Annotated in this window: 11 protein-coding genes; 4 read left to right on the top strand and 7 right to left on the bottom strand. The window is 63.1% G+C overall.

Annotated elements, in window-relative coordinates; all coding sequences use genetic code 11:
- Positions 1–73 precede the first annotated feature (73 nt).
- Positions 74–1,273, top strand: coding sequence for an amino acid aminotransferase (locus AWB74_RS23900; protein ID WP_061149188.1), 1,200 nt, complete (start codon positions 74–76; stop codon positions 1,271–1,273).
- Positions 1,274–1,348: 75 nt separating this feature from the next.
- Here AWB74_RS23900 and AWB74_RS23895 read toward each other — a convergent pair whose 3' ends face one another.
- Positions 1,349–1,567 carry a hypothetical protein gene (locus AWB74_RS23895; RefSeq protein ID WP_061149187.1) on the bottom strand — a complete coding sequence of 73 codons (219 nt, stop codon included), beginning with the start codon at positions 1,565–1,567 and terminating at the stop codon, positions 1,349–1,351.
- 252 nt (positions 1,568–1,819) lie between these two features.
- Here AWB74_RS23895 and AWB74_RS23890 point away from each other — a divergent pair, with 252 nt between their 5' ends.
- A complete protein-coding gene (locus AWB74_RS23890) occupies positions 1,820–2,356 on the top strand; it encodes a hypothetical protein (RefSeq protein ID WP_061149186.1) in 537 nt (178 codons plus the stop codon).
- Between the two features lie 79 nt (positions 2,357–2,435).
- Here AWB74_RS23890 and AWB74_RS23885 read toward each other — a convergent pair whose 3' ends face one another.
- Positions 2,436–3,848, bottom strand: coding sequence for a lactate utilization protein B (locus tag AWB74_RS23885; RefSeq protein ID WP_061149185.1), 1,413 nt, complete (start codon positions 3,846–3,848; stop codon positions 2,436–2,438).
- 10 nt (positions 3,849–3,858) lie between these two features.
- Positions 3,859–4,593 carry a (Fe-S)-binding protein gene (locus AWB74_RS23880; RefSeq protein WP_061149184.1) on the bottom strand — a complete coding sequence of 245 codons (735 nt, stop codon included), beginning with the start codon at positions 4,591–4,593 and terminating at the stop codon, positions 3,859–3,861.
- Between the two features lie 192 nt (positions 4,594–4,785).
- Here AWB74_RS23880 and AWB74_RS23875 point away from each other — a divergent pair, with 192 nt between their 5' ends.
- The gene (locus AWB74_RS23875; RefSeq protein ID WP_061149183.1) at positions 4,786–5,601 is read left to right on the top strand and encodes an IclR family transcriptional regulator; all 816 of its coding nucleotides are present in this window, start codon (positions 4,786–4,788) and stop codon (positions 5,599–5,601) included.
- A 78-nt stretch (positions 5,602–5,679) separates the two neighbouring features.
- On the opposite strand, the gene pbpG is transcribed toward AWB74_RS23875, so the two are convergent.
- A complete protein-coding gene (gene pbpG / locus AWB74_RS23870; protein WP_061149182.1) occupies positions 5,680–6,876 on the bottom strand; it encodes a D-alanyl-D-alanine endopeptidase in 1,197 nt (398 codons plus the stop codon).
- Between the two features lie 769 nt (positions 6,877–7,645).
- On the opposite strand from pbpG, the gene AWB74_RS23865 reads away from it, so the two are divergent.
- Positions 7,646–8,221, top strand: a complete 576-nt coding sequence (locus AWB74_RS23865) for a phasin family protein (protein WP_014190976.1) — start codon at positions 7,646–7,648, stop codon at positions 8,219–8,221.
- A 156-nt stretch (positions 8,222–8,377) separates the two neighbouring features.
- On the opposite strand, the gene lpdA is transcribed toward AWB74_RS23865, so the two are convergent.
- The 3 genes from lpdA to aceE all read right to left on the bottom strand — a co-directional run bounded on the left by lpdA (position 8,378) and on the right by aceE (position 14,921).
- Positions 8,378–10,441: a dihydrolipoyl dehydrogenase gene (gene lpdA / locus AWB74_RS23860; RefSeq protein ID WP_087039165.1), complete on the bottom strand. Its 2,064-nt coding sequence runs from the start codon at positions 10,439–10,441 to the stop codon at positions 8,378–8,380.
- A 75-nt stretch (positions 10,442–10,516) separates the two neighbouring features.
- Entirely contained in the window at positions 10,517–12,148 is a 1,632-nt protein-coding gene (aceF, locus tag AWB74_RS23855) for a dihydrolipoyllysine-residue acetyltransferase (protein WP_061149181.1), read from the bottom strand.
- A 79-nt stretch (positions 12,149–12,227) separates the two neighbouring features.
- Positions 12,228–14,921 (bottom strand): pyruvate dehydrogenase (acetyl-transferring), homodimeric type, encoded by a 2,694-nt coding sequence (gene aceE, locus AWB74_RS23850; protein ID WP_061149180.1) that lies wholly within the window; start codon positions 14,919–14,921, stop codon positions 12,228–12,230.
- Between the last annotated feature and the right edge of the window lie 76 nt (positions 14,922–14,997).

Raw genomic sequence — 14,997 nt, 5'->3', positions numbered from 1 at the left:
CGCCCCGCCTCGCGCTCCTGTCTTTTCCGAGCGCACGTCCGCCGCACCGTCTTTTTCTCACTGCTGATAGATCATGTCTCTTTTCTCTGCCGTCGAACTCGCTCCCCGCGACCCGATCCTGGGCCTCAACGAAGCCTTCAACGCCGACACGCGCACGACCAAAGTCAATCTGGGCGTCGGCGTGTACACCAACGAGGAAGGCAAGATTCCGCTGTTGCGCGCCGTGCGCGACGCCGAGAAAGCGCGCGTCGACGCCGCGCTGCCGCGTGGCTATCTGCCGATCGACGGCATCGCCGCCTATGACGCCGCCGTGCAGAAGCTGCTGCTCGGCGAAGGCTCGCCGCTCATCGCCGCGGGCCGTGTCGTGACGGCGCAGGCGCTCGGCGGCACGGGCGCGCTCAAGATCGGCGCGGATTTCCTGAAGCGCGTGAATCCGGACGCCAAGGTCGCGATCAGCGATCCGAGCTGGGAAAATCACCGCGCGCTGTTCGAAAGCGCCGGTTTCGACGTGGTCGCCTATCCGTACTACGACGCCGCCACGCACGGCGTGAACTTCGACGGCATGCTCGCAGCCCTCAACGGCTACGCGGCGGGCACGATCGTCGTGCTGCACGCGTGCTGCCACAACCCGACGGGCGTCGATCTCTCGGACGATCAGTGGAAGCAGATCGTCGACGTCGTGAAGGCGAAGAATCTCGTGCCGTTCCTCGACATGGCGTATCAGGGCTTCGCGGAAAACATCGACGCCGACTCGGCCGCCGTGCGTCTCTTCGCCGCCGCCGAACTGAGCGCATTCGTGTCGTCGTCGTTCTCGAAGTCGTTCTCGCTGTACGGCGAGCGCGTCGGCGCGTTGTCGATCATCACGACGGGCAAGGAAGAGTCGGCGCGCGTGCTGTCGCAACTGAAGCGCGTGATCCGCACCAACTATTCGAACCCGCCGACGCACGGCGGCTCGATCGTCGCGGCCGTGCTGGCTTCGCCGGAACTGCGCGCGACGTGGGAACAGGAGCTCGGCGAAATGCGCGATCGCATCCGCGCGATGCGCAACGGTCTGGTCGAGCGCCTGAAGGCAAGCGGCGTCGATCGCGATTTTTCCTTCGTCAGCAAGCAACGCGGCATGTTCTCGTACTCGGGCCTGACCGCGGCCCAAGTCGACCGTCTGCGTGACGAGTTCGGCATCTACGCCGTCAGCACCGGCCGCATCTGCGTCGCCGCGCTCAATATGCGCAACCTCGATGTGGTCGCGAACGCCGTCGCTGCCGTCCTGAAGTAAGCTGCTGCGGCCGTTTCTGAGAACGAAAATGGCGCCTTTTCGAGGCGCCATTTTTTGTGCGCGTTTTCTGCCGATTCAGAGCGTCTTTTGCGCGGGAAGCACGTCCGGCGAAGCGGCATCGTCTTCAACGAAACCGAGCGAAATGGCGCGAGCAAGTTCGGCACTCACGCCGGCAACACCGGTTTGCTCGTGTCGCAAGGCCGCGCCCCCGCCTTCGCCGGCGTGCATGCAGAACGTCAATGCGAGAGGAAGCAGGATGGCGACGGGCCAGTAGGTCGATATTGTCTTTTTCATGGGACTGCCTTGGGTTCATATGTCGCAGCGGACGAAGACCCACTGACGGACGCTTCGAATGTTACGCAATCGTCCCGATCTTAAAAAGACGTTGAAAAGCAAAGGTTTGTTGCGCTGGCGACAACAAGCGTTCTGTTGCCTGTTCGCTCGCCCCGACGCGGCGTCGTCATAAAGGCTTACAAAGTTGTTGGGACAACGCGGCGCCGGTGTTGTCTTATTGAAATAATCGATCAACGAATCGCCCCTACGATCATGAAATCCGCAGTTGCTGGTCTCTTGCTTGCCTCGTCCGCCGCGCTCCTCGGCGGCTGCGCGGCGTATCCCGACGCCTACGGTGGTTACCCGGCGGGCGTCTATGACGATCCAGGCTATGGCTACTACGGCGGGCCGCCGGTCGTGCAACCGGGTGTCGTGGTGGGCGGCGGTTATTACAGCGGTCCGGCCTACTATGGTCCCGGACCTTACTACGGACCTGGACCGCGTCGTTACTGGGACGACGGTCCCGGCTGGCGACGTCCGCCTCCTCAGGGCGGCTGGACCAACAACAGGCCGCCCAATGGCGGTCATGGCGGCCCGCCGCCGCAAGCCGGTGGAGGACGTCCGTCCGGCGGTCCGCCGCCTCAGCAGGCGGGCGGCGGTGCGCCGCTGCCGAAGGCAGTCGGCGGTCCGCCGATGCGGCCTCCTGCCGCCGCCGCCCCGCCCCCGGCGAATTCAGGAGGCGGCAGCAATCGCGGCAGCAGCTACGGCGGCGGCCCCAATAAATGGCATACCGGGCCGGTCGGAAACTGAGCGGCTCTGCTTCTTCGGCTCGACAAAAACGGCGCTGGAACGCAAGTTCCAACGCCGTTTTCGTTCGCGAACGCAGCGCTCAGCCCAAGTGCGAGTGCTGCGCCTTGTATAACTCCCGGAATGTGCGGCCGACCGGCGCGGGCATATCGCGCGTGCCGGTCCATCCAGCACCGAACGGCAGACGCGAGATCGCCTTCCGGTTGCCGCCCATGCGTTCGAGCACGCGCACCGCGAGCTTCGTGAATAACGCATACGCAGCCGGGCGTTTCGCGAGATAGCCCCACGCCGCGAGCGCGGCGCGTTCGTTCCACGGCCGCAACCGCCGCTCCATTTGTTTTTCGCGTAACTTGCGTAACAAATCCGAAAGCGGAATGCCCACCGGACAGACGCTATTGCACTCGCCACAGAGCGTAGCGGCTTGCGGCAGATCGAGCGCTTTGTCGATACCGACATACGCCGGGGTGAGCACCGAACCCATCGGGCCCGGATACACCCAGCCGTACGCATGCCCGCCGATCTTCTGATAGACCGGACAATGGTTCATGCACGCGCCACAGCGGATGCAACGCAGCATCTCCTGGAACTCGCCGCCGATGAGCCCCGTGCGCCCGCCATCGACGAGCACGAAGTACATATGCTCCGGCCCGTCCGTTTCACCGGGCGCGCGCGGGCCGGTCAGCAACGAAAAGTAATTCGAGATCGTCTGCCCGGTCGCGGAGCGTGGCAGCAGGCGCATCGCGGTGGCGAGATCGTCGAGCGTCGGCAGCACCTTCTCGATGCCCGTCACCGCGACGTGCACGCGCGGCATCACCGTGCACATGCCTTCGTTGCCCTCGTTCGTGACGACGGCCACCGACCCGGTCTCCGCAATCAGGAAGTTGCCGCCCGTCACGCCCATATCCGCCGACATGAAATGCGGACGCAGCACCTCACGCGCCTCGCGCGTCATCTCGGGGATATCGGTGAGACGCGGCTTGTTGTGCGTCTTCGCGAAGAGATCCGCGATCTGCTCCTTATCCTTGTGTACGACCGGCGCGATGATGTGGCTCGGCGGCTCGTTGTCGTTGATCTGCAGGATGTATTCGCCGAGGTCGGTTTCGATCGACTGCACGCCCATCTCGGCGAGCACGCGATTCAGCTGCATCTCTTCGGAGACCATCGACTTGGTCTTGATGACCTTCTTCACGTCGTGCTTGCGGGCGATGCCGGCGACGAGTTTCGCCGCGTCCTGCGTCGATTCGGCGTACAGCACCGTGGCGCCGCGCCTTGTTGCTTCGCGCTCGAAGGTTTCGAGCCACACGTCGAGATTGTCGAGCGCGCGATTGCGCCGCTCCTTCAACGCAGCGCGCGTCGCCTCGAAGTCGATGTCGCGCACGGCGGTCGCTCGCGCGCTCACGAACTTGGTCGAGAGCTTCGTGAGATTCTGCTGCAGCCGCTCGTCGGCGAGTTTCGATGAAGCGCGCGCCTTGAAGTGCATCGTCTGGACTTGCATGAGTCGCTCCTCAGGCGTTGCTGGTGACGTCGCCGGCAAGCACCTGCGCGATATGCAGCACGCGCGTGCTCGTGTCGCCGGTGCGGCGCAGACGCCCTTCGATGTTCAGCATGCAGCCGAGATCGCCGAGCACGACGGTATCCGCCCCGCTCGCCTTGATGTTCGCGCATTTCTCGTCGACGATCGCCGTTGAGATGTCGCCGTACTTCACCGCGAAGGTGCCGCCGAAACCGCAGCAATGTTCGCAGCCGGTCATCTCCGTCACCGGCACGCCCGCTTGCGCGAGCAATGCGCGCGGCTGCGCTTTCACGCCGAGCTCGCGCAGGCCGGAGCAGGAATCGTGATACGTCACCATGCCGTCGAATGCACCCGGCTCCATGCGCGCCTTCGCAACGGTCACGAGGAAATCGGTGAGTTCGAAGACGCGCGGCTGCAGACGCGCGAAGCGGTTCATCAGTTGCGGATCGTCGCGAAAAAGATCGCCGTAATGCGCGCGGATCATGCCGCCGCACGAACCCGAAGGCACGACCACGTAATCGAACTGCTCGAATTCGCCCAGCGTTTTCTCTGCGAGATCGCGGGCGAGCGGCCGGTCGCCGGAGTTGTAGGCGGGCTGACCGCAGCACGTCTGCGACGGCGGCACGATGACTTCGAAACCCGCGCGCTCGATCAGCTTGATGACCGAGAAGCCAATTTCAGGACGCATCATGTCGATGAGACAGGTGACGAAGAGTCCGACTCGCATTGGGGGCGTTTTCCTGTTTTGTAGAAGTGATTTGAACGCACGCCGATTATCCGCGAAAGTCCCGCGCGACGGCGTTCGTCGCGGCCACGCGCGTCGCAGTCGGGATCAGTGTTTCCTGGCAGCGTTCGCTTTTTTCACATTATGAGATACAATTGCCATTCCGCTGTTTGACGCATCAACCGATTTTTCACGATGAGCGATACGAACCCGGAATCCAAGACCTCCATTCAGGTGATCGAGCGCATGATGCGTCTTCTCGACGCCCTCGCCGGCCACACTGATCCCGTCAGCCTGAAAGAGCTCGCGCAGAGCACCGACCTGCACCCGTCCACCGCGCATCGCATCCTGAACGACATGGTGTTGTGCCGCCTCGTGGACCGCTCCGATCCCGGCACGTATCGGCTCGGCATGCGGCTGCTGGAACTCGGCAATCTGGTGAAAGCGCGTCTTTCGGTGCGCGAAGCCGCGATGCCGCCGATGCGCGAACTGCATCGGCAGACCGGGCAAACCGTCAATCTGTCCGTCCGTCAGGGCGATGAGATCGTCTATATCGAGCGCGCGTATTCCGAGCGTTCGGGCATGCAGGTCGTGCGGGCGATCGGCGGGCGGGCGCCCTTGCATTTGACCTCGGTCGGCAAGCTCTTCCTTGCCGCCGACGAAGCCACGCGCGTGCGCGCCTACGCGATGCGCACCGGCCTGTCGGGGCACACGCAGAACAGCATCACCGATCTCGCGAAACTCGAGCGCGAGCTTTCGCACGTGCGCCAGCAAGCGTGCGCGCGCGACAACGAAGAGCTGGAACTAGGCGTGCGCTGCATCGCGGCGGGCATCTACGACGACACCGGACGGCTCGTCGCCGGCCTGTCGCTCTCCGCGCCGGCCGATCGTCTGCAGGACGCGTGGCTCAAGCAGTTGAGCCACACCGCGCTCGAAATTTCGCGCTCGCTGGGTTATCGGCCGGAAGAAGCCGCAATGGAAGCGCAGCAGGCTCAACACGCGCATCGCTGAGACGCGACGCACGAAAAAAACGGGATTCGTCTTTCGACGAATCCCGTTTTTGCATTTACGTCAGCAGAAAACCGGCGCTCAAGGATTCGCGCCGCTGCCCATGTCTGCGCTCATGATGTGCGGCTCGCCGAGCGTATCGAGATACGAACGAAGACGGCCCGCATCGGCGAAGCGCGAGTACTTGCCATACGAGTCGAGCAGCACGATCACGACCTGGCGGCCGTTCACGTTCGCCTGCATCACCAGGCACTCGCCCGCTTCGTTGATGAAGCCGGTCTTCTGCAAGCCGATATCCCACGACGCATTGCGAATCAGCGCATTCGTGCTGTTGTACGCGAGATTGCGCTTGCCGGTGAACACGTCGTAGCTGCGGTCGGTCGAGAACTTGCGAATCAGCGGATATTGATACGCCGCGTTCACCATCTTCACGAGATCACGCGCGCTCGACACGTTCTGGCTCGTGAGACCCGTGGAATTCTCGAAGTGCGTGTCGGTCATGCCGAGCGACTTCGCCTTCGCGTTCATCGCGGCGATGAACGCCGGACGGCCGCCGGGGTAATAGCGCGAAAGAGCCGCCGCCGCGCGATTCTCGGATGCCATCAGCGCGATGTGCAGCATGTCTTCGCGATTGAGCTCCGAGCCGACCGCGAGGCGCGAGCCGGTGAACTTCTCGTAATCGCGGTCTTCGTCGGTGACGGCGAGCTCGTCGGTGAGCGGCATGTGCGAATCGAGCACGACCATCGCCGTCATCAGCTTGGTGATCGATGCGATCGGCACGACGGCGCGCGAGTTCTTGTCGAAGAGCGTCTCGGACGTGTTCTGGTCGACGACATACGCAACGCTCGAGCGCAGCGCGAGGCTGTCGGGCGTGTCATGCAGGCCGAACGCCTGACCGACGGACGTGGCGCGCGGCTGGTACGCGACTGCATGCACCGCGGCGCGGCGCGAACGGTCCATGCGATAGCTCACCCGATGCTTCTTCGATGCGCGGGGCGCGTCTTCGTCGTCATCGGCGGCAGCGACTTTCGCGGCCTTCGCCGGCTTCGGCGCTCTGAGTGAGGTTTTTGCCACGCGCGCCGGCTTTTCAGCGTTGGCCGCGGCTTTGGCGGGTTTCTTTACGGTCTTGCTTGCGGTGGCGGTGGCGGTCTTCGCGAGGGCTTCAGCCGGAACCGCTGCGAAGGACGTCGCGACTGCGATGGAGACGGCGAGGGACAATGCGGAGCGCATCGCCACGCCGTGCACCACCTTCAACGACGAAAACATTTCGGTTTTCATTAGTGTTCTGTTGGGCGGCTGGAGAGTACCGCCAAGTGTAGTGAAGCTACGAAATTTAAGCAATATTAAGTACTTATGGGCACTCGTTAAACCGAGTTGTAAGCCCTGAATGCTTATTACTGATCGACAACACGCCACGATCGGAAAAAACGATCGTTCTGGCGAAACAGTGCTGCCGACAGCGCGCTCTTCTACCCGACGACCAACGCACTATCGGCAAAACTTTCCAAAACTTTAGACAGACTGAGGGATCGATTCGGACAAAACTCAGCGATTCCGAATCGAGGAATGAGTCTTTCAGGCGCCCGCCTTGGTTCACCGCGGATCGGACAGTCGAAATGTTAACGTTTCTTCCACATTTTGGTGTACGGCGACGTCTTAAAAATAAGACATACATGAGACGAAGTCCGATTTTTGTGGCGGCAGAAAGGTCCGCTCGTGCGAACGCAACATCAAAGCTTCATCCGGCTGTGCTTTCATTGAACGATGGATGCATGCGTCACATCCGATGCGGGCCCGCCCGGCCTTAATTCCTAGGGGTTTCCCCGAACGAATTTTAGTGTTTTCCTGAAAAGTAAGCTGTTGTTTAACAAGCATTTTTCGCGATTGTGCGGCGCACAAAAAGTGCTTGACAACCATAGGAATATGTCTAAAATGGCCTTCATGTTGCGACGCACCAATCGCAGTTGCACCTAGCCGGCACGTTCGCCGCGCCGGATCTACCAAACCACGACCCGCGTTTTGATGGGTCGGCCATCAGGAGCCTGAGATGACGCTGTTGACCCCCGAGCAAATCGCCGCTGCACAAAAAGCCAACTTCGACACGCTGTTCGGCCTCACGAACAAGGCGTTCGAAGGCGTTGAAAAGCTCGTCGAACTGAACCTGCAAGTCGTGAAGTCCACGCTGGCCGAAAGCCAGGAAAACGCCCAGCGCGCGCTGTCGGTGAAGGACGCACAAGAACTGCTCGCGCTGCAAGCCAGCCTGACCCAGCCGGTCGCAGAAAAGGTGCTGTCGTATGGCCGTCACCTGTATGAAATCGCATCGGCTACGCAAGCTGAATTCGCCCGCGTCGCGGAAGCTCAGTACGAAGAGCAAAACCGCAAGGTGCAAACGCTCGTCGACAACGTCGCGAAGAACGCACCGGCCGGTTCGGAAACCGCTGTCGCCGTGATGAAGTCGGCTATCACCGCCGCCAACACGACGTACGAAACGGTTCACAAGGCAACGAAGCAAGCTGTCGAAATCGCTGAAAGCAACTTCAACGCCGCTGCAACGGCTGCGACGAAGGCTGCTACGCAAGCGACGGAACAAGCTTCGCGCGTTGCGAAGAAGTCGGTTGCCTAAGTTTGCCGCCGGGCCCTGCCCGGTGTAGTGCAGCACGCATCACGAAAAACCCGGCCCCCGCGCCGGGTTTTTTGCGTCTGCCGTTCGCCGCGCGATAAAAAAGAGGCGCGCTCCAGTCAAGAAGCGCGCCTTTTGCGCTTTGAGCAAACAGAAAACTTACTTCTTGCGCTGCGGCGGCAAGTCCGTGCACACACCTTCATACAGCTCCGCCGCCATGCCGACCGATTCGCCCAGCGTCGGGTGCGGGTGGATCGTCTTGCCGATGTCGGTCGCATCCGCGCCCATCTCGATCGCGAGACACACTTCGCTGATCAGATCGCCCGCATTCAGACCGACGATGCCGCCGCCGATCACGCGATGCGTCTCTTCATCGAAGATGAGCTTGGTGAAACCTTCGTCGCGGCCATTGGCGATCGCGCGGCCGGACGCGGCCCACGGGAACACAGCCTTGCCGAACTTGATGCCTTCGGCCTTGCACTGGTCTTCCGTCTTGCCGGCCCACGCCACTTCCGGATCCGTATAAGCGACGGACGGAATCTGCATCGCGTCGAAATACGCCTTCTCGCCGTGCGCCACTTCCGCTGCGACGTGGCCTTCGTGCACGGCCTTGTGCGCGAGCATCGGTTGGCCGACGAGATCGCCGATCGCGAAGATATGCGGCACGTTGGTGCGCATCTGATTGTCGACGTTGATGAAGCCGCGATCCGTCACCGCCACGCCCGCCTTGTCAGCACCGATCTTCCCGCCGTTCGGGCTGCGGCCGACCGCGAGCAGCACGAGGTCGTAACGCTGCGGCTCGGCCGGCGCCTTCTCGCCCTCGAACGTGACGTAGATGCCGTCTGCCTTCGCTTCCGCCTTGGTCGTCTTGGTCTTCAGCATGACGTTCGTGAAGCGCTTGGAATTGAACTTCTCCCAGACCTTCACGAGATCGCGGTCCGCACCGAGCATCAGGCCGTCGAGCATTTCGACGACATCGATGTCCGCGCCGAGCGTCGAATACACCGTCGCCATTTCCAGGCCGATGATGCCGCCGCCGACCACGAGCATGCGCTTCGGAATCTGACGCAGCTCGAGCGCGCCGGTCGAATCGACGACACGCGGATCATCCGGGAAGAACGGCAGCTTCACCGCCTGCGAACCCGCCGCGATGATCGCCTGCTTGAACTTCACGACCTTCTTGCCGTCCGGGCCGTTCACTTCCATGTGATACGGATCGACGAAACTGCCGACGCCCGTCACCACCGTCACCTTGCGTGCCTTCGCCATGCCCGCGAGACCGCCGGTCAGCTTCTTGACGACGCCTTCCTTGAAGCCGCGCAGCTTGTCGAGATCGATCTTCGGCTCGCCGAAGCTGATGCCGTGCGCGGCCAGCTCCTTCGTTTCATCCATGACGAGCGCGGTGTGCAGCAGCGCCTTCGACGGAATGCAGCCGACGTTCAGACACACGCCGCCGAGCGTCGAATAACGTTCGACGAGCACGGTCTTCATGCCGAGGTCGGCGGAACGGAACGCAGCCGAGTAACCGCCGGGGCCGGCGCCGATTACGAGCATGTCGCATTCGACGTCCGCCGCGCCGGAATAGCTGCCCGCTTGCGGCGCGGGCGTCGGAGCGGCGGCAGGCGCCGGAGCCGGCGCTGCTTTCTGAGCCGCAGGCGCAGCGGCGGAAGCACCGCCTTCGAGCGTCAGGATCAGCGTGCCTTCCGACACGTTGTCGCCGACCTTGACCTTCAGTTCCTTCACCGTGCCCGCCGCGGGCGACGGCACGTCCATCGTCGCCTTGTCGGATTCGAGCGTGACGAGCGACTGCTCCTTCTCGACCGTATCGCCCGGCTTCACGTGGATTTCGATGACCGGAATGTCCTTGAAGTCGCCGATATCCGGCACCTTCACGTCCTGCACGCCGCCGCCCGCAGCCGCAGCGGGTGCAGCAGCAGCCGGCGCGGGCGCAGCGGCCGGCGCAGGCGACGGAGCAGCAGCGGCGCCTGCGGTTTCGATCATCGCGATGACCGAGCCCTGCGAGACCTTGTCGCCCTGCTTGACCTTCACTTCCTTGATCGTGCCCGCGACATCGGCGGGCACTTCCATCGTGGCCTTGTCGGTTTCGAGCGTGATGACGCCCTGTTCCTTTTCGATGGCGTCGCCGGGCTTGATATTGACTTCGATGACATCGACATCGGAGAAGTCGCCGATGTCGGGTACTTTTAGTTCGACGAGACTCATGTTGTCCCCTAAGAGATGTGCGGATGGAACCTCGGGACAAAGCCCCAAGGTTCCGCCGTCGGCCGGATCAATCGATCAGAGAATGACGCGACGGAAATCGCCCAGGATCGCCGACAGATAAGCGTTGAAGCGCGCGGCGGCCGCACCGTCGATGACGCGATGGTCGTACGACAGCGACATCGGCAGCGTGAGGCGCGGCAGGAACTGCTTGCCGTCCCACACGGGCTTCTGATAGCCGCGCGAAAGGCCGAGGATCGCGACTTCGGGCGCGTTGATGATCGGCGTGAAGTGCGTTCCGCCGATGCCGCCCAGCGACGAGATCGAGAAGCAGCCGCCCTGCATCTGATCCGGCTTCAACTTGCCGTCGCGCGCGAGCTTCGACAGCTCGGCCATTTCCTTGGCGATATCGACGAGGCCCTTCTTGTCGGCGTCGCGGATCACCGGAACGACGAGGCCGTTCGGCGTATCGGCCGCGAAACCGATGTGGTAGTACTTCTTGAAGACGAGGTTGTCGCCGTCCAGGCTCGCATTGAAGTCCGGGAACTTCTTGAGCGCCGAGACCACGGCCTTGATGACGAACGCGAGCATCGTGAACTTCACGCCTGCTTTCTCGTGCTCCTTGTTCAGCTTCACGCGCAGTTCTTCGAGCTCGGTGATGTCGGCTTCGTCGTTGTTCGTGACGTGCGGGATCATCACCCAGTTGCGATGCAGGTTCGCGCCCGAAATCTTCTTGATGCGCGAGAGCGGCTTCGGATCGACCGGACCGAACTTCGTGAAATCGATCTTCGGCCACGGCAACAGACCCAGCTCGCCGCCGCCACCGCCCGCGGGAGCAGCCGCGGCAGGCGCCGCGCCCTGGCCCGACATCACGCCCTTCACGAACGCGGTGATGTCGCCTTGCGTGATGCGGTTCTTCGGACCGGTGCCGCGCACGCGCGACACATCGACGCCGAGTTCACGCGCGAACTTGCGCACCGACGGCGACGCATGGCTCGACGTGCGCGTGCCGTCGCCGGCGGGCATCACGGGCGCCTGCGCGAGCGCGGACGGCGCTTCCTTCTGCGGCGCCGGTTTCGCGGGCGCATCCGGCGGCACTTCCTTCTGCGCGGCCGGCGCGGGCGACGGAGCCGGAGCGGCGGCCGCGCCGCCTGCGCTGCCTTCCAGCACGAGGATCAGCGAGCCTTCGGAAACCGTATCGCCGATCTTGACTTTCAGTTCCTTCACGGTGCCGGCGGCGGGCGAAGGCACGTCCATCGTCGCCTTGTCGGACTCGAGCGTGACGAGCGACTGTTCCTTCTCGACCTTGTCGCCCACTTTCACGGCGATCTCGATGACCGGAATGTCCTTGAAGTCGCCGATGTCCGGCACCTTCACGTCGACGGAACCACCGCCCGATGCAGCGGCGGGCGCGGGCGCAGCGGCCGGAGCCGGTGCGGGAGCCGCCGCCGGAGCGGGCGCAGCAGCAGCGCCGCCTTCCAGTACGACGATGAGCGAGCCTTCCGACACGCTATCGCCCACCTTGACCTTGATTTCCTTCACGACGCCCGCTGCCGAGCTCGGCACGTCCATCGTGGCTTTGTCGGATTCGAGCGTGACGAGCGACTGCTCGGGCTCCACCGTGTCGCCCACCTTGACCAGTACTTCGATCACGGGGACGTCCTTGTAATCGCCGATGTCCGGCACTTTGACTTCGATCGCTTGACTCATTATTAGTGTCTCCTGGGTTGCACGCGGCCTCTTTCCGCTTCGGAAAGAGGCCGCGTCACAACACACGGGGGCGATGCCTTTAGACGGTCATCGGGTTGGGTTTGGACGGGTCGAGGTTGTACTTCTTGATCGCCTCAGCGACGACCTTGCGCTCGATCGTGCCTTCGTCGGCCAGCGCGTTCAGCGCGGCCAGCGTGACCCAGTAGCGGTCGACTTCGAAGAAGTGGCGCAGCGCTTCGCGCGTATCCGAGCGGCCGTAGCCGTCGGTGCCGAGCACCACGAACTTCTGCGGCACGAACGCGCGGATCTGATCGGTCAGCGCGCGGATGTAATCCGTCGATGCGATCACCGGACCCTTCGCGCCCGTGAGCAGCTTCGTGACGTGCGCGACCTTCTTCTCTTCCGTCGGATGCAGCAGGTTGTAACGCTCGACGGCCTGGCCTTCGCGCGCCAGTTCGGTGAAGCTCGGCACGCTCCAGAGATCGGAGCTGACGCCCCAGTCGTCCTTCAGCAGCGCGGCGGCGGCGATGACCTCGTTGAAGATCGTGCCCGCGCCCATCAGCTGGACGTGCGCCTTCGCCGGAGCATCGGACTTCTTGAACGCGTACATGCCCTTGATGATGTCGGAAGCCACGGCATCGCCCTGTGGGATCGCCGGATGCTCGTAGTTCTCGTTCATCACGGTGATGTAGTAGTACACGTCTTCCTGATCCGCGACCATGCGACGCAGGCCATCCTGCATGATGACGGCGAGTTCGTAGCCGAACGTCGGGTCGTAGCTCACGCAGTTCGGGACCGATGCCGCCCACAGCAGCGAATGGCCGTCTTCGTGCTGCAGGCCTTCGCCGTTGAGCGTCGTGCGGCCCGCGGTGCCGCCGAGCAGGAAGCCGCGCGAGCGCATGTCGCCCGCGGCCCATGCCAGATCGCCGATACGCTGGAAGCCGAACATCGAGTAGAAGATGTAGAACGGGATCATGATCTCGCCGTGCGTCGAATACGACGTCGCGGCCGCGATCCAGTCACACATGCCACCCGCTTCGTTGATGCCTTCCTGCAGAATCTGACCCGTCTCCGATTCCTTGTAGAACATCAGCTGGTCGGAGTCTTCCGGAATGTACTTCTGGCCGTCCTGATTCCAGATGCCGATCTGGCGGAACAGACCTTCCATGCCGAAGGTGCGCGACTCGTCCGGGACGATCGGCACGACGCGCTTGCCGAGCGCCTTGTCCTTCAGGAGGATGTTGAGAATCCGCACGAAGGCCATCGTCGTGGAGATCTCGCGGCCTTCGCCCGTGCCCTTCAGCAGCGGCTCGAACGCGGCGAGCGCCGGCACCGGCAGCGATTCCGCCTTTTCGCGGCGCGCCGGCAGATAGCCGCCCAGGTCCATGCGCTTCTGGCGCATGTACTCGAGTTCCTTCGAGCCTTCTTCGAACGTCAGATACGGTACATCGGCGATCTGCTCGTCGCTGAGCGGCAGACGGAACTGGTCGCGGAATTTCTTCAGCGTGTCGATCGGCAGCTTCTTCTGCTGGTGCGTGATGTTCATCGCCTGACCGTGCTCGCCCATGCCATAGCCCTTGATGGTCTTGGCGAGGATGACGGTCGGCGCGCCCTTCGTGCGAGTGGCTGCGTCGAAGGCCGCGTAGATCTTGTGCGGATCGTGGCCGCCGCGGTTCAGGTTCCAGATGTCCTCGTCGGACCAGTCGGCGACCAGCGCCTTCAGTTCCGGCGTGTTGAAGAAGTGCTCGCGCACGAACGCGCCCGACTCCGACTTGTAGGTCTGGTACTCGCCATCGACGACGTCCATCATGCGGCGCATCAGCGCGCCGGTCTTGTCGCGTGCGAAGAGCGCATCCCAGCGGCTGCCCCAGATGACCTTGATGACGTTCCAGCCCGCGCCGCGGAACTCGCTTTCCAGTTCCTGGATGATCTTGCCGTTGCCGCGCACCGGCCCGTCCAGACGCTGCAGGTTGCAGTTGATGACGAAGACGAGGTTGTCCAGACGCTCGCGGCCGGCCATGCCGATCGCGCCGAGCGATTCCGGCTCGTCCGTCTCGCCGTCGCCGAGGAACGCCCAGACCTTGCGGCCTTCGGTCTTGGCCATGCCGCGCGCCTGCATGTACTTCATGAAGCGCGCCTGATAGATGGCCATGATCGGGCCGAGGCCCATCGAGACGGTCGGGAATTGCCAGAAATCCGGCATCAGCCACGGATGCGGATACGACGAGATGCCCTCGCCGCCCACTTCCTGGCGGAAGTTGTTCAGTTGCTTTTCGTTCAGACGGCCGAGCAGGAACGCGCGCGAGTACACGCCCGGCGACGAGTGGCCCTGCACGAACACGAGGTCGCCGCCGTGCTCTTTCGACGGCGCGTGCCAGAAGTGGTTGAAACCGACGTCATAGAGCGTCGCGGCCGACGCGAACGAAGCGATATGCCCGCCGACGTTCGTGTCCTTGCCCGCGCGCAGGACCATTGCGATGGCGTTCCAGCGGGTGTACGAGCGGATACGGTGTTCGATGTCCTGATCGCCAGGAATCTTGGACTGCGACGCGACGGGGATCGTGTTGATGTACGGCGTGTTCGCCGAAAACGGCAGATGCTCGCCGTGCACGCGAGCAAATTCGATCTGTTTCTCGATCAGGTAGTGCGCGCGATCAGGACCGACCGCGGAAATCACGCCGTCGAGCGCGTCGAGCCACTCGGCGGTTTCCTGAGGATCGTCGTCCTTGGCGTTGGCGACATATTTGAGAACTTCGTCGGGTACAGCGGACATGCTCGTCTCCTGATGTGAGGAACACTCTCTGAAAACCGCCGGCGCACGCCCGCAAAAAGGCGGGCACTGGCCGCGT

This window comes from Caballeronia arvi, assembly GCF_001544695.2.
Taxonomy (GTDB): Bacteria; Pseudomonadota; Gammaproteobacteria; order Burkholderiales; family Burkholderiaceae; genus Caballeronia; species Caballeronia arvi.
Note: the sequence above shows the minus strand (reverse complement) of the source record. Positions and strands in the feature narration are given on the sequence as shown.